The sequence below is a fragment of the Caulobacter sp. GW821-FHT09A05 genome, from assembly GCF_059418465.1.
This window is the reverse complement of record NZ_JBWKPX010000042.1, coordinates 20,651-38,948: the sequence shown is the minus strand read 5'-3', so window position 1 is coordinate 38,948 and position 18,298 is coordinate 20,651. Positions and strand designations below refer to the sequence as shown.

Below are 18,298 nucleotides of genomic sequence, written 5' to 3'. Positions count from 1 at the left end.
AGACCAAGATCAAGCGCGCCGGATGGGATGAAACCTTCCTGCTCTCACTCCTGGGTTATATGCGATAGCCCTGCCCCAGAGGGGGAGGATCTACGCCGCGCGGATGCTCCCCTCCGGGGGAGCTGTCGGCGAAGCCGACTGAGGGGGTTTGTCGCACTGCGAGTCAGTTGCAAAAGCCGGGCGCTTCAGCTACATGAGAATGACAATCATTCGGCGGGACGCATTCCCTTGTACGTCTGCAACTGTAACGGCATTCGCGAGCGGGAAGTCCGCGCCGCCATCGACGCCGGGGCCACCCGCCCGGCCGACGTGTTCCGTCACAAGGGCTGCCAGGCCCAGTGCGCCAAGTGCGTCTGCGAGATGCGCCAGATGATCCAGGACAACCGCCAAGCCCTGGCCTACGCCGCCGAATAGGCCGCCAAAACCGCGAGAAACCGTTATCGCGAAGCAGTCTCACGCTTTTCCGTGAGGCTGAGAAACACTTGCAGACATAGCGGTTGAAGCAACCTCTCCGATAGACCAGGGTCGCGTCGAATCTGACCTTTTGAGGAGGCCGCCATGCAAGGCGATCCCGGCATCATCCGGCTCTTGAACGCGGTGCTCACCAACGAGCTGACGGCGGTGAACCAGTACTTCCTGCACGCGCGGATGTACGACAACTGGGGCTTCAAGCGCCTGGGCAAGATCACCTACGACGAGTCGATCGGCGAGATGAAGCACGCCGACAAGCTGATCAACCGCATCCTGTTCCTGGAAGGCCTGCCCAACCTGCAGGACCTGCACAAGCTGAAGATCGGCGAGACCGTCCCCGAATGCCTGGCCAGCGACCTGTCGGTCGAGCTGGGCGGCCGCGAGACCCTGATCCCCGGCATCATCCAGTGCGAGCAGGCCCGCGACTATGTCAGCCGCGAGCTGCTGCGCGAGATCCTCAGCGACACCGAGGAGCACATCGACTTCCTCGAAATGCAGCTGGGCCTGGTCAAGTCGCTGGGCGAGCAGAACTACCTGCAGAGCGCCGTGGGCGAACTGCCGGCTTAGGGCGAAGGCTGGAGCGCAAGACCCTCCCCCTGTGGGGGAGGCGATCGCGAAGCGATCGGTGGGGGGCGTTTTGGGATCGTCGATCCTTGGAGCGGCCACCTGCCGATCACTCCCCCCTCCGTCGGCTTCGCCGACACCTCCCCCACAGGGGGAGGACCTAGACCTCCCGCACCATGAACACCCGCGCCTCCTCGTCGAGGCCGCGCGCCCGGTGCTCCGCCCGGATCTCCGCCATCCCCGGGGTCAAGGCCGTCACCGCCACGAACCCCAGCCGCCGGTAATAGGGCGCGTTCCAGGGGATCTCGCGGAAGGTCGACAGCGACAGGCCCGCCAGCCCCGCCGCCCGGGCCTGGTCCGCCGCCGCGTCCAGCAGGGCCGCGCCGATCCGCCGGCCCGCGAAGGCCGGCAGCACGTCCAGCTGTTCGACATAGGCCCGGGCCTCGACCGGCCGGAACATCACGAACCCCGCGACCGTCTCGCCCTCCACGGCCACGATCAGGCCGCCGTCGGCGATCCGCGCCGCCAGCACCGCCGCCGGGCTGGGCTCATCGGCGGCCAGGGCGTCCATCAGCCCGACGAACCGCTGGGCCGAGGCGCGCTCGAGGGCGCGGATCGTCTCGATCTCCTCGAGGCGCGCGGAGCGGAACGTGACCATGACGACCTCACAAACCGTTGCCCCGCTTGGGAACCAAGGTCCAGCTAGACGGTTACAAGCATGTTTAGCGAGGAGTTCCGTCATGCACATCCCGAACGGCAAATCCCACGGGAGGCGGACTCACGCCGGCCGCGAGTCGTTCGAGATCGACGCGAAGGCCGACACGGCCGCCTCGGCCGGCGCCCAGCTGGCCCTGGGCCTGGCGGTGGCCGGCGGGGCGATCCTGCTGTCGACCATCCTGGGCCGCCGGCACGAGCGGATGATCGACGACGAGGAATATGCGGTCGGCTACGCCGAGATGCACGAGCCGGTCGCCCACCAGCCCAAGATGCTGACCAGCCTGATCCTGCCGCCGCTGTTCATCGCCATGACCCTGTCGGGGCTGCGCATCTGGAACGCGCCGTCCAGCCCCACCCGCACCCGGGCTCTCACCCTCTGGAGCCTGGTCCAGGGCTTCAACGCCCTGTGGCTGGCCCTCGGCGCCAAGCGCGTCGGGGGGCAGCTTGGGGCGGCGACCGCGTCCCTGGCCGCCTCGGGGGCCTACGCCCTGCAGGCCCGCAAGCTGGTGGCCCCGGCCTCGGGCTTCAGCAGCCCCTATCTCGGCTGGCTGGGCTTCGCCAACGCCCTGACCGAGGAACTGTGGAAGCGCCCCCGCCGCGTGACGGTCCACTGAGGTAGCGCCGGCCGTTCAGCGACGGTTCAGACGGCCACGCCCTAGCTTCCTCCAAGCCACGCCTTGGGGGGAGTTTTCACATGCGCCGTCGTCTTTGGACCCTGGGGATCGCCGTCGCGGCCGCGGCCTTGGCCGGCTGCGCCACCATGAGCCAGGAGGCCTGCCGGCAGGGCGACTGGGCGGGTGTCGGCTTCAAGGACGGCGAGGCGGGACGCCCGCAGAGCCGCCTGGACGACCACGCCAAGGCCTGCGCCAAGGCCGGGGTGGTCCCCGAGGCCGCGCCCTATTTCGCGGCCCGCGACCAGGGGCTGAAGCTCTACTGCACCCAGGACCGCGGCTTCGACGAGGCCCGCAACGGCAACGGCTATGCCGGGGTGTGCCCGCAGGGGGCCGAGCGGGGGTTCCTGATCGGCTATGCCGACGGCCAGCTGGTCCACGACGCCGTCTCGCGCCTCAGCCAGGCGGAATCGGACCGCGACAGCGCCGACCACCGCGCCGAGAAGCGCGACCGCCAGGCGCGCGGCGTCGAGGACGAGCTGACCAATCCCAAGCTGAACGACGAGCAGAAGCACGAGCTGCGCGACCGCCTGAACCGCCTGCGGGCCGAACGCCGCCAGGCGGTGGAGGACGGCCGCCGCGCCGACTGGGCCGCTCGCGACGCCGAGCGGGAGGTGGACGAGCTGCGGCATCGGTTCGGGCCGCGGTATGGGGGGTGGTAGTTTCACCCTCTCCCTTTGGGAGAGGGTTATTTCAAGCCCGCCGCCCGATCCAGGCTCCACCGTCCGCCGCCCCGGGCCACCAGGAACAGCAGAATCGCCGCCCAGGACAGGTGGGTGCTCCAGGCGTCGGGATAGACGAACACCTCGATCACCAGGGTCATGCCCAGGAAGGCCAGGGCCGAGAGCCGGGTGAACAGGCCCAGCACCAGCAGGATCGAGAACAGGTGCTCGCTGTAGGTGGCCAGGTGGGCGGCGAGGTCCGGCGGGATCAGCGGCAGGGCGTAGTCGTCGGCGAACAGCGAATAGGTCCCGTCGGTGATGTGCAGGATGCCGTCGACCTTGGTGCGGCCCGACAGGAAGAACACCGAGGCGATCCCCAGGCGGGCGACCAGGGCCAGCAGGTCGTCGGGCAGGGCGCGATGGGCCAGGGCGGCCAGGCCGTCGAAGGGGCGGCTCCAGGGGCGCGGGGCGGCGGGGACGAGGGCTTGGTCGGTCACGGGACGGCTCCAAGGTCGAGGCCGACGAACACGCCGTCGGCGATCAGGGCGGCGAACAGGACGGCGAGGTCGGCGGCGGGGTCGGCCTCCGCGGCGGCGGTGATCGCCTCGCCCAGGCTGGCGCCGTCTCGCGCGGCGGCCAGGAAGGCGAAGCCGCCCGCGTCGAGCAGGCGGCTATGCACCGTGTCTTCGGGGCGGACGATCAGCACGCCCTGCGGGTCTTCGTGCAGGACCATCTTGGCGGGATCGGGTTCGCGCGCCGCCAGCCACAGGCCCGGCAGGCCGCTGTCGAACCAGGCGAAGGCCAGGCTGGGATGCAGGCGCGGGCGGGCGGCGGCCAGGACGTCCGGGGCCAGGGCGAAGGCCTCGGCGGCGAGGGGCTGGGCTTCGGGCGCGAACAGGGCGGTGGTCCACATCCGGTCCAGCCGGGCCATGGCCGGCAGGTAGGGCAGGTCGTCGGCCGGCGGGAAGCGCGCCAGCCAGTCCGGGAAAGCCTCGCCATAGGCCAGCAGGGCGGCGCCGGACGGCGGATGCTCGGCGGCGAACAGGGCGGCGGCGGCCCGGAACCAGTCGTCGCCGACCAGGCTGGCCACGGTCGGGAAATTGGCCGCCAGGGCGTCGACGCGGCCCTTGGCGATGGTGTTGCGGTAGACGGAAAGGCCGGCGGGCTGGTCCTGGCCTTCGGGCAGCCAGCCGGCGATGGGCGCGGCCGTGCGTTCGGCGAGGGCGGCGACGAAGGCGTCCTGGAATTGGCCGAGCATATTTTGCATCGTCATCCCCCGACCTGTTCGGGGGACCCAAGCCGAGGCGGCCGATCCAGTTCGGGTTCCCCGCATGAAGCGGGGGATGACGGAGGCTTTTGATCGGGGTCGGAGCCGACCAGCATTCCGTGCGCCCGGTCGCGCTCGGTCCTCAGCACGTCGAATGCGGGAATGTCGTCGTCACGCTCGATCAGGGTGGGACGCGGGCCGACGCGGTCGATCAGGCGGCGGTACAGCGTCCAGACGACCTCGGCCACCGGCGCGCCGTGGGTGTCGATCAGCAGGGCCGAGCCGCCCCCCTCCTTCAGGCCAGGGTCGGGGCCGTGGCCGGCCAGGTGGATCTCGCCGATCACGTCGGCGGGCAGGGCGTCCAGATAGGCCTCGGCGGCGTAGCCCAGGTTGCTGGCGCTGACGAAGACGTTGTTGACGTCGACCAGCAGGCCGCAGCCGGTGCGGCGGGCCAGCTCGGCCAGGAAATCGGTCTCGTCCAGCGCGTGGCCGGTCAGCGGCAGGTACAGGGACGGGTTCTCGACCAGGATCGTCCGTCCCAGGACGTCCTGCGCGCGGCCGATATTGGCGGCGATGCGGTCCAGGGCCGCTTGGGTGCGGGGAAAGGGCAGCAGGTCGGGCTGGTGGACCCCGCGCCAGGCGCTCCAGGCCAGGTGCTCGGAGACCACGAACGGCTCGAACCGGTCGGCCAGGGCGCTGAGGGCTTGCAGATGCGCCGGGTCCGGATCGGCGTCGGCGGCCAGGGACAGGCCCACGCCATGCAGCGACAGCGGATGCTTGGCGCGGATCGCCTCCAGCCAGCGCAGGCGCGGCCCGCCGGCGGCCATGTAGTTCTCGGGATGGACCTCGAACCACAGGCCCTCGTCCTCGGCCGCGAGGGCCTCGGCGTAGTGCTGCGACTTGAGGCCGAGGCCGGCGGTGGGGGACATGGGGGGTGTTCCAGGAGCCGTAAGACGTTGTCATCCCGGAAGCCCCGCAGGGGCTGTCCGGGACCCAGGGGACTGGGCGAAGGCCTTGCGGCTGTCCTGGGTCCCGGACAAGCGCTGCGCGCTTTCCGGGATGACAACGAACAGGGGAAGGCTGCGCTTAGCCGGCCTTCGGCGTCAGCGAACCCGCGCCGTTCGGGGTCTTGATGCTGGTGCAGGTCCCCTTGGCGACCTTCTTCCAGGCGTCGCCCTGGTAGTCGACCTTGGAGGTGCCCGCGCAGCTGGTGCCGGCGCCGGCCTTGCAGTCGTTCTGGCCGGCCTTGGCGACGCCGTAGCACTTTTCCATTTCGGCCTTGGCCGGCTTCATCTCGTCGCGGGCCATGGCGGCGCCGGCGCTCAGGGCGAAGACGGCGGCGAGGGCGAGGGCGGGGGTCTTGTTCATGGGGGACGTTTCCTTCGTCTGGGTCTGGCCGCGCCCGGCGCCGTTCGTCGACCCGTCCTGCGCGGTCAAGGGGAGTTACGGACGGCGGCGGCGGAAGGTTACACCGGTCCGCCGACAAAAACGCGGCGCGTCGAAAATCGCCAGGCATGGTTCCCGCCCTCCGCGGCGCGGTGTAACCATCGGCCCGTCTCGCGCGAACAAGGGGGAGGCGTGACGGAAACCGAGGCCGCCCTGAAGGCGCTGATGCTGCTGGGCCTGGACGGCGACGCCCCGGCCTATCGGCTGTTGCTGTCCCAGCTGGGCGGCCGGCTCCGCGTCTATTTCGAGCGCCGCATGCGCGACGCTCCCGGCGATGTGGAGGACCTGGTGCAGGAGACCCTGATGGCGGTGCATACGCGGCGCGCGACCTACGATCGCGCCCAGCCGTTCACCCCCTGGGCCTTCGCCCTGGCGCGCTACAAGCTGATCGACCACTGGCGGCGGCGCAAGGTGCGGGCCACCGTGCCGATCGATGATTATGTCGAGGTGCTGGCCGCCTACGCCCCCGAGCCGGGCTCGGCCATGGACCTGGACCGGGCGCTGGAGACCCTGCCCGAGCGCCAGCGCAACCTCGTGCGCGACGTCAAGATCCAGGGCCTCAGCCTGGCCCAGGCCGGCGCGCGGGCCGGCGTCTCGGAGGGCGCGGCCAAGGTCGCCCTGCACCGGGCGCTCAAGAGCCTGGGGGAAAGGATGCGCGGCCGTGCGGACGGATGATCTGATCGCTCAGCTGGCGGCCGACCCGCGCGCCGTCCCGGCCGGGGCGGTGCAGCGCCGGTTCGCAGCGGTGGCCGCGGCCGGGGCCCTGGCGGCCCTGGTGATGGTGCTGGCCTGGCTGGGGACGCGTCCCGACCTGATGGGCGCCATGGCCGGCCGGATGTTCTGGATGAAGGCGGCCTATACCGCCCTGCTGGGCGTGGCGGGGTTCTGGGCGCTGGAACGCCTGGCCCGGCCCGACGGCGCGCCGCGCAAGGCGCTGCTGTTCGGGGCCCTGGTGCTGGCGGTGTTCGTCGGCCTGGGCCTGGGCCAGTGGCTGGCGGCCGACCCGGAGCATCGGCGGCTGATGATGCGCGGCCATTCCTGGACGGTCTGCGCGCGCAACATCCTGGCCCTGGCCCTGCCGGGTCTGGCGGCGACGCTGGTCGTGCTGCGCGGCATGGCCCCGACCCGCCCGGCCCTGACCGGCTTCGCGGCGGGCGCCTTCGCCGGCGGCGTGGCGGCCACGGTCTACGGCCTGCACTGCGGCGAGAGCACCATGGTGTTCGTGGGGGCCTGGTACACCCTGGGGGTGCTGGGGACCGGCCTGTTGGGCGCGGTGGCGGGGAAGTGGGCTTTGCGGTGGTGAGCCTGTCCTTCTCCCCTTGCGGGAGAAGGTGGCCGCCGAAGGCGGTCGGATGAGGGGTCTCTCAAACGCCAAACGAAGAAGGGCCGCACGGCTTTCGCCGGTGCGACCCCTTATCCGTCGGCTTCGCCGACACCTTCTCCCGCAAGGGGAGAAGGAGAACCGCCAGGACGCTTAGTCCTTGGCGCGTTCCTGGTACGAGCCGTCTTCCGTCAGGATGATCACCTTGGTGCCGGCCGCGATGTACGGCGGGACCATGGTGCGCACGCCGTTGCTGAGCACGGCGGGCTTGTACGAGGACGAGGCGGTCTGGCCCTTCACCGACGGTTCGGTGTCGACGATCTCCAGCACCACGGTGCGCGGCAGCTCCAGGGCGATCGGCACCTCGTTGTGGGTCGACAGCTGGACGGTCATGCCCTCCTGCAGGTAGGCGCCCAGGTCGCCGACCACCTCTTCGGTCGCCACGAGCTGGTCGTAGCTTTCCGGGTTCATGAAGTGGTAGCCCTCGCCGTCCTGGTACAGGAAGGTGTGGTTGCGCTGGTCGACGAAGGCGCGCTCGACCTGTTCGGTCGTGCGGTAGCGTTCGGACACCTTCACCCCGTCCGAGATGCGGCGCATGTTCAGCTGGGTGACCGGCGTGCCCTTGCCGGGGTGGATGTTCTCGGCGTTGAGGACCACGTAGAGCTTGCCGTCCATATCGACGACGGAACCCTTCCTCAGCGAGCTGGCGGCGACTTTAGTCACTTAGTTCGTCCTTGATCCCGCGGCGGCCCGGAGCCGCGCGAATTTGCGTTGGATATCGCCCTCCTATAGCGATCCTCGCCAAGTTCGCCAGCCCGACCAGAGCGTTTCCCGTGCAGACACCGTCTTCCTCGCCCTGGTGGCGGCCCGAAAACCACGCCGACCGGCGGCCGTTCCTGTTGGCCCGCAACCGGATCAAGGCCGCGTTCCGGGCCTGGTTCGCGGCCCGCGACTTCCTGGAAGTCGAGACCGCGGCCCTGCAGGTCTCGCCCGGCGCCGAGGCCCACCTGCACGCCTTCGAGACCGCCGCCCTGACGCTTTCCGGGGAAAGCACGGCGCTCTACCTGCACACCTCGCCGGAATTCTCGTGCAAGAAGCTGCTGGCGGCCGGCGAGCGGCGGATCTTCGATTTCGGCAAGGTCTGGCGCAACCGCGAGCGCGGGGCGCTGCATCACCCCGAGTTCACGATGCTGGAATGGTACCGGGTCGGCGACCCCTACCAGGCGCTGATGGACGACTGCGCCGCCCTGCTGGTCCTGGCGGCGGAAACCGCGGGGACCCGGGAATTCCGCTTCCGCGGCCAGGCGTGCGACCCGTTCGCGGCGCCCGAGCGGGTGACGGTGGCGCAGGCGTTCGAACGCCATGCCGGGGTCGACCTGCTGGCCTCGATCGGGCCCGGCGGCGAGACCGATCGCGACGCCCTGGCCGCCTCGGCGCGGGCGGCGGGGATCCGTGTCGCGGACGATGATACCTGGGCCGACGTGTTCAGCCGGGTGATCGTCGAGAAGGTCGAGCCGAACCTGGGCGTCGGCCGGGCGACGATCCTCTGCGAATATCCGACCGCCGAGGCCGCCCTGGCCCGGCCCAAGCCGGGCGACCCGCGCGTGGCCGAGCGGTTCGAGCTCTATGCCTGCGGGGTGGAGCTGGCCAACGCCTTCGGCGAGCTGACCGACGCCGGCGAGCAGCGCCGCCGCTTCGAGGCCGAGATGGACGAGAAGGCCCGGGTCTATGGCGAGCGCTTCCCGCTGGACGAGGACTTCCTGGCGGCCCTGGCGATCATGCCCGACGCCTCCGGCTCGGCCCTGGGCTTCGACCGGCTGGTGATGCTGGCGACGGGGGCGAGCCGGGTGGACCAGGTGCTGTGGACGCCGGTGGCGGAGTAGGGCCCTTCGCGCCGGCCCTATGGCAGGGGGACCATCATCACCGGCCGTGACATCTCGAACCGCTTGCCGGTCGCCGTCAGCTGGCCGTCCGCCGCGATGTGGAACACGGCGATGTCATTGCTGCGCTGGTGCGCCACGAACAGGCGCTTCCGCGTCTCGTCCAGCAGGAAGAACCGAGGCCAGTCGCCGCCGGTCGCGATCGTCTGCAGCGGCGTCAGCGTCCCGTCCGCGCCGATGCGGAAGCTGGCGATCGAGTTGTGGCCGCGGTTGGAAACATAGAGCACGTCGCCGGCGGCGTTGATCGCCAGGTGCGCCGCCTGGCTCTTGCCGGTGAAATCTGCCGGCAGGGTGTCGACGGTCTGCAGGGCGGTCAGGGTTCCGTCCGGCGCGCGCGCGAAGGCGACGACGGTGTTGGCGTATTCGGTGACCACATAGGCGAAGTGGCCCTTGGGATGGAAAGCCATGTGGCGCGGTCCCGCCCCCTTGGGCAGGGCGGCGGCGACGGTCGGGGCGCCGACCGTCCCGGACCTGGCGTCGTAGGGATAGGCGCGGATCTCGTCGTGCCCCAGGTCGCTGACATAGAGCCGGTCGCCCTCCGGCGACCACTGAACCCAGTGGGCGTGGCCGGCCTCGAACGCGGCCTTCGGCTCGCCGGCCGCGTGCAGCACCTGGGGGCCGGGCTGGATCGCGCCGGTGGCCGGGTCGAGGCGGAAAACCGCCACCACGTCGCCGAAATAGTTGGCCACGGCCAGGCGGCTCCTGTCGGGGCTGAGGGCCAGGTAGCAGGGCGCGCCGGCCTCGGACGGCTGGACGGCCAGGGGCTTCAGTGTCCGGCCGTCGGGCGACAGCCGGTAGGCGCCCACCCGCCCGGCGCTCTCGATCTCGTCGGTGACGTAGACCCGACCGGTCTTGGCGTCGTGCAGCGCGAACGAGGCGTTCTCGACGTCGGCGAAGGTCCGCACGGCGGTGAAACGGTCGGTCGCCGCGTCGAACTTCAGCAGCGACATGCCCTTGTGGCCGTCGGCGCTATAGGTCCCGACCAGATATCGCGTCTCGGCCGAGGCCGCGCCCCCGCCCAGCATCACCGCCGCCGCGAACACCAGGGTGGAGATCAGTTTCATCGTCGGGCGCTCCGTTCGAAAAACGCTTATCCAGCGATTCTGCGGCGATCGGTCAGGTGGCGTTCGGCGGGCGTCGGGACGCCGGCGGCGGGACAGGCGGGGGCGTCCCTAGGCCCGTCCCCGGATCATCCAGCACGCCGCGGTGAACCGCGCCACGCCGTCGGACAGGAAGGGCGCGAAGCCCCGCCGCACGGCCTCGATCACCGCGTCGCGACGGTCCGCGTCCAGGCTCGGCAGCGCCAGGCTCACCGGCCCCATGCGGACAGCGTAGGTCGCCAGGTCGTCGGCCGGCATCTGGCAGGCGACATCGAGCGGCTGGAGGTCGACCTCGCGCCAGCCGGCCGCCGTCAGGATCCCGCTCACCCGCTGGCGATCGGTGAAGGCGAACTGGCCCGGCGCGTCCGGCGCGCGCGGCGGCGCTTCGGGCAGCAGCGGGGCGGCCGCGCGTTCCGCCGCGGTCATGAACGGGTTGTCCTCGATCCCGCGCCAGGCGACCATCGCCAGCCGGGCGTCCGTCCGCGCCGCGCGCCGCAGGTTGGCGAAGGCGGCGACCGGATCGTCGAAGAACATCACCCCGAACCGCGAGATCACCGCGTCGAAGCGCGCGGCCGGGAAGGCGTGAAGCTGGGCGTCGGCGACGACGAAGTCGGCGTTGTCGACGCCGGTTTCGACCGCCCGCCGCCGCGCCAGGTCGATCAGCGGGGCCGACAGGTCCAGGCCGGTGCAGCGGCCTTGCCCCAGCAGGCTCCGCGCCACGGCGAAGGTGGTCGCGCCGGCCCCGCAACCGACGTCGAGCACGTCGCGGGCGCCCTGTCGGCGGACGTCGTCGACGAGCGGTTGCACCAGCGGCTCCAGCAGGCGGTCGAGCAGCGCGTTCTGCTCCACCCAGTTGCGGCCGGCCAGGCCGTTCCAGAGCTCGGCCTGGGCCTGATTGGGCGTCGTCGGCTGCGTCACGCGATGCTCCTTGCTTTCCATGGCGATCGTGGACGAGGCTACGACTTCAAGCCCACTTGAGGTCAATGGTGAAACCGCTCGACATCGCCCAGGTCGCCGCCGCCACCGGCATGGCCGCGTCCAGGCTTCGATATTACGAGGAGAAGGGACTGATCGTCTCGGTCGGCCGGCGCGGCCTGAAGCGGCTGTTCGAGGCCGGCGTGGTGGAGCGCCTGTCGCTGATCGCCCTGGCCCAGGCGGCCGGCTTCTCGCTGGACGAGATCGCCGGCATGGTCGACACGGCGGGGCGGCCGCGCCTGGACCGCGCCCAGCTGTCGGCCAAGGCCGACGACCTGGACCGGACCGTCCGTCGCCTGTCCGCCCTGCGCGACGGCCTGCGCCACGCCGCCGCCTGTCCCGCCCCCAGCCACATGGAATGCCCGACCTTCCGGCGGCTGCTGAAGGGCGCGCTGGAGACCCGGCGCCGGACGTTCGTCGAAGACCTCGGCTGAGCCGCCGCATTGCCCAGGACGCCTTAATCGGCCATATCCCGCGCCTCATGACCGCCGCCCGCACCCTCCGCAGCGCCGCCGCCCTGGCCGAGGCCGGCCTGATCGCCCTCGAGCGCCTGCCGGCGCTGGAGGCCGTGGCGGCGCGCTACGCGGTGGCCGTCACCCCGGACATGGCCGAGCTGATCGACCCGGCCAACGAAAGCGACCCGATCGCCCGCCAGTTCCTGCCCGGCGAGGCCGAGCTGCTGGAAAGCCCCGGCGAGGTGGCCGACCCGATCGGCGACGCGGCCCACAGCCCGGTCGAGGGGATCGTCCACCGCTACCCGGACCGCGTGCTGCTCAAGCCCACCCACACCTGCGCGGTCTATTGCCGGTTTTGCTTCCGCCGCGAGGTGGTCGGGCCCGGGGGCGCGGCCAACCTGTCGCCGGACCAGTTGGACGCCGCCTTCGCCTATATCGCCGCCCATCCGGAGATCTGGGAGGTGATCGTCACCGGCGGCGACCCGCTGGTGCTGTCGCCGCGCCGCCTGGGCGACCTGGGCCGGCGGCTGGCGGTCCTCGGCCACGTCAAGGTCGTGCGCTTCCACACCCGCGTGCCGGTGGTCGACCCGGCGGCGGTCACCGACGACATGGTCGCGGCCCTGAAGGCCAGCGGCAAGACGGTCTATGTGGCCCTGCACGCCAACCATGTCCGCGAGCTGACCCCGGCCGCGCGGGCCGCCGCCGCCCGGATCATCGACGCCGGGATCCCGATGCTGAGCCAGACCGTGCTGCTGAGGGGCGTCAACGACGACCCGGAGGCCCTAGGCGCCCTGATGCGCGGCTTCGTCGAGACCCGCATCCGGCCCTACTACCTGCACCACGGCGACCATGCGCCGGGCACCGCCCATCTGCGGACCACGGTGGAGGAAGGCCGCGCCCTGATGCGCGCCATCCGCGGCCGGTTCTCGGGCCTGTGCCAGCCGACCTACGTGCTCGACATCCCGGACGGCCACGGCAAGGTCCCGATCGGCCCGGACTACCTGGCCGCGGCCGGCGAGGTCGAGGATCCGAACGGCGTTGCGCACGCCTATCCGCCGACCGCCCCGGCGGGCCGCTAAGCCCCGGCCGCCTTCGCCGCCCGATTGACGCCACGGTGCTGACGCACCTAGGGGGCCTCAGCCGCGCGGGGTGACAAGGAAGCATGACGACGCCGGAAAGCGACAAGGCCGTCAGCGGCGCCGCCGTGCCGCGCATCGACGTCATCGACGGCCTGCGCGGCTATTTCCTGGTCTTCATGCTGATCAACCACCTGGTCTTCAATGGCGGCTACTGGCTGATCTGGCTCAATCAGCGCCAGATCGCCTTCGTCGAGGACGCCCAGGGCTTCGTGTTCATCTCCGGCCTGCTGGTCGGCATGGTCTATGGCCGCAAGATGCTGCGCGACGGCTTCAGGCGCGGGGCGGGCGCGCTCTGGCGGCGAAGCGGGGAGATCTACCTCTACGCCATGGCCAGCCTGGCGGGCGTCCTGACCCTGGCCTGGCTGGCCCCCCGGGCCTCGCAATCCTGGACCGACTGGCTGGGCGCCCTCGACTGGGGCAACCTGCCCGGCCTGGCGAGCGCGGCGGCGCTGCTCTACCAGCCGACCCTGCTCGACATCCTGCCGCAGTACGTCGTCTACATGGTGGTCGCCCCGGTGCTGGTCTGGGCTTGCCTTCGGGGACATGGCGGGATGGTCCTGGTCGGCTCGACCCTGCTGTGGCTGGCGGCGCAGTTTGGCCTGCACCAGCCGTTCACCGCCGCCCTGAACACCTGGCTGGCCGAGCACGGCCGCACCGGCCTGCGGGCCCATTTCAACCTGATGGCCTGGCAGATCGTCTTCGTCAGCGCCATGGTGCTCGGCGTCCTGACCGTCACCGGCCGGCTGCGCTGGGACCAGGTGTTCCGCCCCGACCAGACCTGGCTGCCCAAGACCGCCCTGGCGATCTGCCTGTTCTTCCTGCCGTTCCGGGTCGGCCTGACCACCAACCACATCCCGCCGCAGGTGCTGGAGCGCTTCAGCCAGTTCGAGCTGCGCGGCGACTTCAGCCTGGTCTACCTGCTCAACTTCGCGGCGGCGGGGATCGGCCTGGCCTGGCTCCTGATCGCCGGACCCCGCTCGTCGCGGGCCTGGATCCGCAAGGTCTCGGAGCTGCTGCTGGGGTTGTTTCGCACGCCGTTCCTGCGGCTACTGGGCCGCCACTCGCTGCAGATCTACGCCTGGCACGTGCTGCTGGTGTTCGGCGTGCGGACGCTGGACTTCTATGAGGGGCCTTTTCCGCAGGCGTCGCGGATCGCCATCGCCTTCATCTGCCTGGCCCTGCTGATGCTCCCAGCGCTGTGGCGTGAAGGCCGGGTGTTCAAGCTCGCGACCTGACCAACGAAAAGGCCTCCCAGGTCGCTCTGGGAGGCCTCCTCGTCTCTTCGAACGCCGGAAGCCTACTCGGCCGCCGCCTTCTTGGCCGCCGCGCCGAACTTGGCGTTCAGCTCGCCGGACAGGTAGCGCTTGGCCATGGTCGCGGTCGACAGCGGCTTGATCCGGTCGGCGTGGCCGGCTGAACCGAACTGCACGAAGCGGTCCTGGCAGACCTGGCGCATGGCTTCCTTGGCGGGCTTGAGATAGGCGCGCGGGTCGAACTCGTGCGGCTTCTCGATCAGGATCTTGCGGATCGCGCCGGTGATGGCCAGGCGGTTGTCGGTGTCGACATTGACCTTGCGCACGCCGTGCTTGATGCCGCGCTGGATCTCCTCGACCGGCACGCCCCAGGTCTGGGGAATGGCCCCGCCGTACTGATTGATGACGTCCTGCAGCTCCTGGGGAACCGACGAGGAGCCATGCATCACCAGGTGGGTGTTGGGCAGGCGCTGATGGATCTCCTCGATCACGTGCATGGCCAGGACGTCGCCGTCCGGCTTGCGCGTGAACTTGTAGGCCCCGTGGCTGGTGCCCATGGCGATGGCCAGGGCGTCGACGCCGGTGCGCTCGACGAACTCGACCGCCTGGTCCGGGTCGGTCAGCAGCTCGTCGTGGCTCAGCACGCCTTCGAAGCCGTGGCCGTCCTCGGCCTCGCCCATGCCGCTTTCCAGCGAGCCCAGCACGCCCAGCTCGCCCTCGACCGAGACGCCGCAGCTGTGGGCCATCTCGACCACCTTGCGGGTGACCTCGACGTTGTACTCGTAGGTGGCTGGGGTCTTGGCGTCCTCCATCAGCGAACCGTCCATCATCACCGAGGTGAAGCCGTACTGGATCGCCGTGGCGCAGGTGGCCGGGCCGTTGCCGTGGTCCTGGTGCATGCACACCGGGATGTTGGGATAGATCTCGGCCAGGGCGTCGATCATCCGGGCCAGCATGATGTCGTTGGCGTAGCTGCGCGCGCCGCGCGAGGCCTGGATGATGACCGGGGAATTGACGGCTTCCGCCGCCTCCATGATCGCCAGGCCCTGTTCCATGTTGTTGATGTTGAAGGCGGGCAGCGCATAGTCATGCTCCGCCGCATGGTCCAGCAACTGTCTTAGCGTGATCCTCGCCACGTGTTGTTCTCCTGCAAGCGTGAAGTGTTTGGGTCGTTTCTTGTTTTTGGGGCTTTTGACGCTTTGCGTTCTTCGCCCGTAGTCCGCGTCGAGTTTCCTCGGCCTCGACGGTGAAAGTTTATCCCGGGTTTCCTCGGCCCCGGTGGTCGAATGATGTTTCGCCGGATTGGATCCGGTCTCCCATCCCGTTTTCCCCGGCCTTGGCCGGGGAGACGTTTCTAAACCTCGAGGGCCGCGACGCCCGGGAGCGTCTTGCCTTCCATCCATTCCAGGAACGCGCCGCCGGCGGTCGAGACGAAGGTGAAATCGCCCGAAACACCGGCGTGGTTCAACGCCGCCACGGTATCACCCCCGCCCGCGACGGCCACGATCTTACCCGACTTGGCGAGTTTCGCGGCGTGTTTTGCCGCCGAAACGGTCGCTTCGTCGAAGGGAGGCACCTCGAAAACGCCCAACGGGCCGTTCCAGATCAAGGTCTGGCTGGCGTCCATGGCTTCGATCAGCCGCTGGGCGCTCTTGGGGCCGGCGTCCAGGATCAGGTCGTCGGCCTGGACCTCGGACAGTTCGCGGGTCTCGGCGTCGACGCCCGGGGCGACCTTCTTGGCCACCACCACGTCGATCGGCAGCAGCAGTTCGCAGCCGCTCTTCTCGGCGGTGGCGATGATCTGGCGGGCGGTGTCGGCCAGGTCCTTTTCACACAGCGAGCCGCCGACGTCGTGGCCCTGGGCGAACAGGAAGGTGTTGGCCATGCCGCCGCCGATCGCCAGGCGGTCCAGCTTGGCGACCAGGTTGTTGAGCAGGTCCAGCTTGGTCGAGACCTTGGAGCCGCCGACGATGCCCAGCACGGGCTTCCTGGGATTGCCCAGGGCGGCGTCCAGGGCGTCCAGCTCGCGCTGCATGGCCAGGCCCGGATAGGCCGGCAGCAGCTTGGCCAGGCCTTCGGTCGAGGCGTGGGCGCGGTGGGCGGCGCTGAAGGCGTCGTCGACATAGAGGTCGCCGTTTTCCGCCAGCTGGGCGGCGAAGGCGGGGTCGTTCTTCTCCTCGCCGGCGTGGAAGCGGACGTTCTCCAGCAGGGCCACGCCGCCGTTCTCCATGGCGTTGACGACCCCGGCGGCGGCCGGACCCACGCAGTCGGCGGCGAAGGCCACCTCCTGCTCCAGGAGCTTGCCCAGCGGCTCGGCCACGAAGGCCAGGCTCATCTCGGGCACGACCTTGCCCTTGGGCCGATCGAAGTGGGCCAGCAGGACGACCTTGGCGCCCTTGGTCGACAGGTAGTGGATGGTGGGCAGCGCCGCGCGCAGGCGGGTGTCGTCGGTGATCGCTCCGCCGTCGACGGGCACGTTGAAGTCCACCCGGACCAGGGCGCGCTTGCCGGCGAGATCGGCGGTGTCGAGGGTGCGGAAGGGCATGGGATGTCTCTTACGGTTTGGGCGCGTGCTCGGGTTTCCGGGGCGCGTCTTGCAGGTGTCCGTCGATGATGTCGAAGAAGCGCCAGTCGGCTTTTCGCGCTCTTCGTACTTCGACTCGCGTGGGATGGAAGCTTTCGATCGAAGCGATATCGCCCAGCTTCGAGCGGTCGTTGGGATCTTCGAGCAGTTTGGATCCGCACCACTCGTCGGCGGCGCTGAAATAAATCGCGGTCGCGACCTTTCCCGCCAGCCAGTCGCCAATCAGCTCTTTCGCCGCGTTTGCCGCCCGGAAAGAGTCTGTGTCATCGCAGACCCCGTCGTCTGGCAGATGAGTGTGCCAATTGCCGAAGGCAACGGTCAGTTCGTCGTCCGAGGTGCTGATGAACACCTCCTCAGTTGCCGCACCGAGATGCGACCTGATCCGAAGAACCAGATGGTCCGGATCCCACCATTCCCAGTGTCCCGACTCGGCGGTTGGCCAATCTCGGAACTCCTCATAGATCGCCGCGCTCCATTCCGTCACGGGTTGGTCCGGCGACGGAGCATAAGGAACGCCGACAGGTGGGGGAGCGGCTGTCTCGGACATGACCAACTCCCCCAACGCGCCTTACAGGAACTTCGCCATTTCGAGCGCCGTGTCGCTCATGCGGGTCGCGAAGCCCCATTCGTTGTCGTACCAGCTGAGCACGCGGACCAGCTTGCCCTCGATGACCTGGGTCTGGGGCAGGGCGGCCGTCGAGCTGGCGGCGATGTGGTTGAGGTCCGACGAGACCAGCGGGTCGGTGGTGGTGAACAGCACGCCGTTCATCGGGCCGTCGGCGGCGGCCTTCAGGGCGGCGTTGACCTCGTCGACCGTGGTGTCGCGCGAGGGCACGACCTTCAGGTCGATGACCGAGACGTTGGGGGTCGGGACGCGGATCGACGAGCCGTCCAGCTTGCCCTTCAGGGCCGGCAGCACCAGGCCCAGGGCCTTGGCGGCGCCGGTCGAGGTGGGGATCATGCTGAGGGCCGCGGCGCGGGCGCGGTAGAGGTCCTTGTGCATGGTGTCCAGCGTCGGCTGGTCGCCGGTGTAGCTGTGGATCGTGGTCATGTAGCCACGCTCGATGCCGACGAGGTCGTGCAGGACCTTGGCCACCGGGGCCAGGGCGTTGGTGGTGCACGAGCCGTTGGAGACGACGATGTCCTCGGCGGTCAGGGTCTCGTGGTTGACCTTGTAGACGATGGTCTTGTCGGCGCCGTCGGCCGGGGCCGAGACCAGCACGCGCTTGGCGCCGGCCTTCAGGTGCAGGGCGGCCTTGTCGCGGGCGGTGAAGATGCCCGTGCACTCGAACGCGATGTCGACGTTCAGGTCCTTGTGCGGCAGCTCTTCCGGGTTGCGGATGGCCGTGACCTTGATCTTGCCCAGGCCGACGTCGATCCAGTCCTCGCCCGAGGTGACCACGCCGGGGAAGCGGCCGTGGACGCTGTCGTAGCGCAGCAGGTGGGCGTTGGTCTCGACCGGGCCCAGGTCGTTGATGGCGACGACCTCGATGTCGCGGCGCGCGTGTTCGGCGATGGAACGCAGGACGAGACGTCCGATCCGGCCGAAGCCGTTGATGGCGACGCGAATGGCCATGAGGTCTTTCTCCTAACGAGCGTCCGGCCGAGGCGACCGGCGTTACCTTGATTTTGCAGCGCGTTTTGCGGTGCGGGGCGGGGAAGTCAACCCCAAGAAACCTGTGCGAGCGCTCACATTGGATGACCTATTGTTATCCGCACGGTTTCGTCGCCCA

21 protein-coding genes and 1 pseudogene are annotated in these 18,298 nt (G+C 69.9%); 10 read left to right on the top strand and 12 right to left on the bottom strand.

Going from position 1 to position 18,298, the window contains the following annotated elements:
* Window positions 1–228: 228 nt before the first annotated feature.
* Window positions 229–414 carry a (2Fe-2S)-binding protein gene (locus tag AC07NX_RS24560; protein WP_028038007.1) on the top strand — a complete coding sequence of 62 codons (186 nt, stop codon included), beginning with the start codon at window positions 229–231 and terminating at the stop codon, window positions 412–414.
* A gap of 144 nt (window positions 415–558) precedes the next feature.
* Window positions 559–1,038, top strand: a complete 480-nt coding sequence (gene bfr / locus AC07NX_RS24555; RefSeq protein ID WP_089925417.1) for a bacterioferritin — start codon at window positions 559–561, stop codon at window positions 1,036–1,038.
* A 157-nt stretch (window positions 1,039–1,195) separates the two neighbouring features.
* Here bfr and AC07NX_RS24550 read toward each other — a convergent pair whose 3' ends face one another.
* A complete protein-coding gene (locus AC07NX_RS24550; protein ID WP_494645509.1) occupies window positions 1,196–1,693 on the bottom strand; it encodes a GNAT family N-acetyltransferase in 498 nt (165 codons plus the stop codon).
* Window positions 1,694–1,775: 82 nt separating this feature from the next.
* Between AC07NX_RS24550 and AC07NX_RS24545 the strand changes: the two genes are divergently transcribed.
* Entirely contained in the window at window positions 1,776–2,366 is a 591-nt protein-coding gene (locus tag AC07NX_RS24545; protein WP_494645508.1) for a TspO/MBR family protein, read from the top strand.
* Window positions 2,367–2,446: 80 nt separating this feature from the next.
* Complete coding sequence (locus tag AC07NX_RS24540) at window positions 2,447–3,085, top strand: DUF2799 domain-containing protein (protein ID WP_494645506.1); 639 nt, start codon at window positions 2,447–2,449, stop codon at window positions 3,083–3,085.
* A 26-nt stretch (window positions 3,086–3,111) separates the two neighbouring features.
* On the opposite strand, the gene AC07NX_RS24535 is transcribed toward AC07NX_RS24540, so the two are convergent.
* The 4 genes and pseudogenes from AC07NX_RS24535 to AC07NX_RS24520 all read right to left on the bottom strand — a co-directional run bounded on the left by AC07NX_RS24535 (window position 3,112) and on the right by AC07NX_RS24520 (window position 5,720).
* A complete protein-coding gene (locus AC07NX_RS24535; protein WP_494645503.1) occupies window positions 3,112–3,582 on the bottom strand; it encodes a DoxX family protein in 471 nt (156 codons plus the stop codon).
* The gene (locus tag AC07NX_RS24530) at window positions 3,579–4,352 is read right to left on the bottom strand and encodes an HvfC/BufC family peptide modification chaperone (protein WP_494645501.1); all 774 of its coding nucleotides are present in this window, start codon (window positions 4,350–4,352) and stop codon (window positions 3,579–3,581) included. The genes AC07NX_RS24535 and AC07NX_RS24530 overlap by 4 nt, the downstream gene beginning before the upstream one ends.
* Before the next feature lie 83 nt (window positions 4,353–4,435).
* Window positions 4,436–5,281 (bottom strand): annotated as a pseudogene (bufB, locus tag AC07NX_RS24525) (MNIO family bufferin maturase); the annotation flags it as partial.
* A 157-nt stretch (window positions 5,282–5,438) separates the two neighbouring features.
* Window positions 5,439–5,720, bottom strand: a complete 282-nt coding sequence (locus tag AC07NX_RS24520; RefSeq protein WP_494645499.1) for a BufA1 family periplasmic bufferin-type metallophore — start codon at window positions 5,718–5,720, stop codon at window positions 5,439–5,441.
* Window positions 5,721–5,930: 210 nt separating this feature from the next.
* Here AC07NX_RS24520 and AC07NX_RS24515 point away from each other — a divergent pair, with 210 nt between their 5' ends.
* Together AC07NX_RS24515 and AC07NX_RS24510 are read left to right on the top strand one after the other, a co-directional pair.
* Window positions 5,931–6,473, top strand: a complete 543-nt coding sequence (locus tag AC07NX_RS24515) for a sigma-70 family RNA polymerase sigma factor (RefSeq protein WP_035071586.1) — start codon at window positions 5,931–5,933, stop codon at window positions 6,471–6,473.
* The gene (locus tag AC07NX_RS24510; RefSeq protein ID WP_494645496.1) at window positions 6,460–7,101 is read left to right on the top strand and encodes an NrsF family protein; all 642 of its coding nucleotides are present in this window, start codon (window positions 6,460–6,462) and stop codon (window positions 7,099–7,101) included. The genes AC07NX_RS24515 and AC07NX_RS24510 overlap by 14 nt, the downstream gene beginning before the upstream one ends.
* A 171-nt stretch (window positions 7,102–7,272) precedes the next feature.
* Here the strand turns inward: AC07NX_RS24510 and efp are convergent, their stop codons facing one another.
* Window positions 7,273–7,842, bottom strand: a complete 570-nt coding sequence (gene efp / locus AC07NX_RS24505; RefSeq protein WP_035071582.1) for an elongation factor P — start codon at window positions 7,840–7,842, stop codon at window positions 7,273–7,275.
* A gap of 110 nt (window positions 7,843–7,952) precedes the next feature.
* On the opposite strand from efp, the gene epmA reads away from it, so the two are divergent.
* Window positions 7,953–9,002, top strand: coding sequence for an EF-P lysine aminoacylase EpmA (gene epmA / locus AC07NX_RS24500; protein WP_494645494.1), 1,050 nt, complete (start codon window positions 7,953–7,955; stop codon window positions 9,000–9,002).
* A gap of 17 nt (window positions 9,003–9,019) precedes the next feature.
* Here the strand turns inward: epmA and AC07NX_RS24495 are convergent, their stop codons facing one another.
* On the bottom strand, window positions 9,020–10,123 hold the full coding sequence (locus AC07NX_RS24495; protein ID WP_494645492.1) for a lactonase family protein: 1,104 nt from the start codon (window positions 10,121–10,123) through the stop codon (window positions 9,020–9,022).
* Window positions 10,124–10,231: 108 nt separating this feature from the next.
* Window positions 10,232–11,077 carry a class I SAM-dependent methyltransferase gene (locus AC07NX_RS24490; protein WP_494645490.1) on the bottom strand — a complete coding sequence of 282 codons (846 nt, stop codon included), beginning with the start codon at window positions 11,075–11,077 and terminating at the stop codon, window positions 10,232–10,234.
* Window positions 11,078–11,145: 68 nt separating this feature from the next.
* On the opposite strand from AC07NX_RS24490, the gene AC07NX_RS24485 reads away from it, so the two are divergent.
* The 3 genes from AC07NX_RS24485 (at window position 11,146) to AC07NX_RS24475 (ending at window position 13,963) form a co-directional block, all read left to right on the top strand.
* Complete coding sequence (locus AC07NX_RS24485) at window positions 11,146–11,568, top strand: helix-turn-helix domain-containing protein (RefSeq protein ID WP_494645488.1); 423 nt, start codon at window positions 11,146–11,148, stop codon at window positions 11,566–11,568.
* Between the two features lie 47 nt (window positions 11,569–11,615).
* Window positions 11,616–12,668 carry a lysine-2,3-aminomutase-like protein gene (locus AC07NX_RS24480; RefSeq protein WP_494645486.1) on the top strand — a complete coding sequence of 351 codons (1,053 nt, stop codon included), beginning with the start codon at window positions 11,616–11,618 and terminating at the stop codon, window positions 12,666–12,668.
* An 83-nt stretch (window positions 12,669–12,751) separates the two neighbouring features.
* Window positions 12,752–13,963, top strand: coding sequence for an OpgC family protein (locus tag AC07NX_RS24475; RefSeq protein WP_494645484.1), 1,212 nt, complete (start codon window positions 12,752–12,754; stop codon window positions 13,961–13,963).
* 62 nt (window positions 13,964–14,025) lie between these two features.
* Here AC07NX_RS24475 and fba read toward each other — a convergent pair whose 3' ends face one another.
* The 4 genes from fba to gap form a co-directional block, all read right to left on the bottom strand.
* Window positions 14,026–15,117: a class II fructose-bisphosphate aldolase gene (gene fba / locus AC07NX_RS24470; RefSeq protein WP_494645483.1), complete on the bottom strand. Its 1,092-nt coding sequence runs from the start codon at window positions 15,115–15,117 to the stop codon at window positions 14,026–14,028.
* A gap of 218 nt (window positions 15,118–15,335) precedes the next feature.
* Window positions 15,336–16,526, bottom strand: coding sequence for a phosphoglycerate kinase (locus AC07NX_RS24465; protein WP_494645482.1), 1,191 nt, complete (start codon window positions 16,524–16,526; stop codon window positions 15,336–15,338).
* A 10-nt stretch (window positions 16,527–16,536) separates the two neighbouring features.
* Window positions 16,537–17,112 (bottom strand): hypothetical protein, encoded by a 576-nt coding sequence (locus AC07NX_RS24460; protein ID WP_494645480.1) that lies wholly within the window; start codon window positions 17,110–17,112, stop codon window positions 16,537–16,539.
* A 21-nt stretch (window positions 17,113–17,133) separates the two neighbouring features.
* Complete coding sequence (gene gap, locus AC07NX_RS24455) at window positions 17,134–18,141, bottom strand: type I glyceraldehyde-3-phosphate dehydrogenase (RefSeq protein ID WP_494645479.1); 1,008 nt, start codon at window positions 18,139–18,141, stop codon at window positions 17,134–17,136.
* Window positions 18,142–18,298 lie beyond the last annotated feature (157 nt).

Coding starts and splice junctions, on each gene's coding strand:
- AC07NX_RS24495 (WP_494645492.1), bottom strand. CDS start 10,123: ATGAAACTGATCTCCACCCTGGTGTTCGCGGCGGCGGTGATGCTGGGC.
- AC07NX_RS24550 (WP_494645509.1), bottom strand. CDS start 1,693: ATGGTCACGTTCCGCTCCGCGCGCCTCGAGGAGATCGAGACGATCCGC.
- AC07NX_RS24475 (WP_494645484.1), top strand. CDS start 12,752: ATGACGACGCCGGAAAGCGACAAGGCCGTCAGCGGCGCCGCCGTGCCG.
- AC07NX_RS24465 (WP_494645482.1), bottom strand. CDS start 16,526: ATGCCCTTCCGCACCCTCGACACCGCCGATCTCGCCGGCAAGCGCGCC.
- AC07NX_RS24460 (WP_494645480.1), bottom strand. CDS start 17,112: ATGTCCGAGACAGCCGCTCCCCCACCTGTCGGCGTTCCTTATGCTCCG.
- gap (WP_494645479.1), bottom strand. CDS start 18,141: ATGGCCATTCGCGTCGCCATCAACGGCTTCGGCCGGATCGGACGTCTC.
- AC07NX_RS24530 (WP_494645501.1), bottom strand. CDS start 4,352: ATGCAAAATATGCTCGGCCAATTCCAGGACGCCTTCGTCGCCGCCCTC.
- AC07NX_RS24520 (WP_494645499.1), bottom strand. CDS start 5,720: ATGAACAAGACCCCCGCCCTCGCCCTCGCCGCCGTCTTCGCCCTGAGC.
- bfr (WP_089925417.1), top strand. CDS start 559: ATGCAAGGCGATCCCGGCATCATCCGGCTCTTGAACGCGGTGCTCACC.
- AC07NX_RS24480 (WP_494645486.1), top strand. CDS start 11,616: ATGACCGCCGCCCGCACCCTCCGCAGCGCCGCCGCCCTGGCCGAGGCC.
- AC07NX_RS24540 (WP_494645506.1), top strand. CDS start 2,447: ATGCGCCGTCGTCTTTGGACCCTGGGGATCGCCGTCGCGGCCGCGGCC.
- AC07NX_RS24545 (WP_494645508.1), top strand. CDS start 1,776: ATGCACATCCCGAACGGCAAATCCCACGGGAGGCGGACTCACGCCGGC.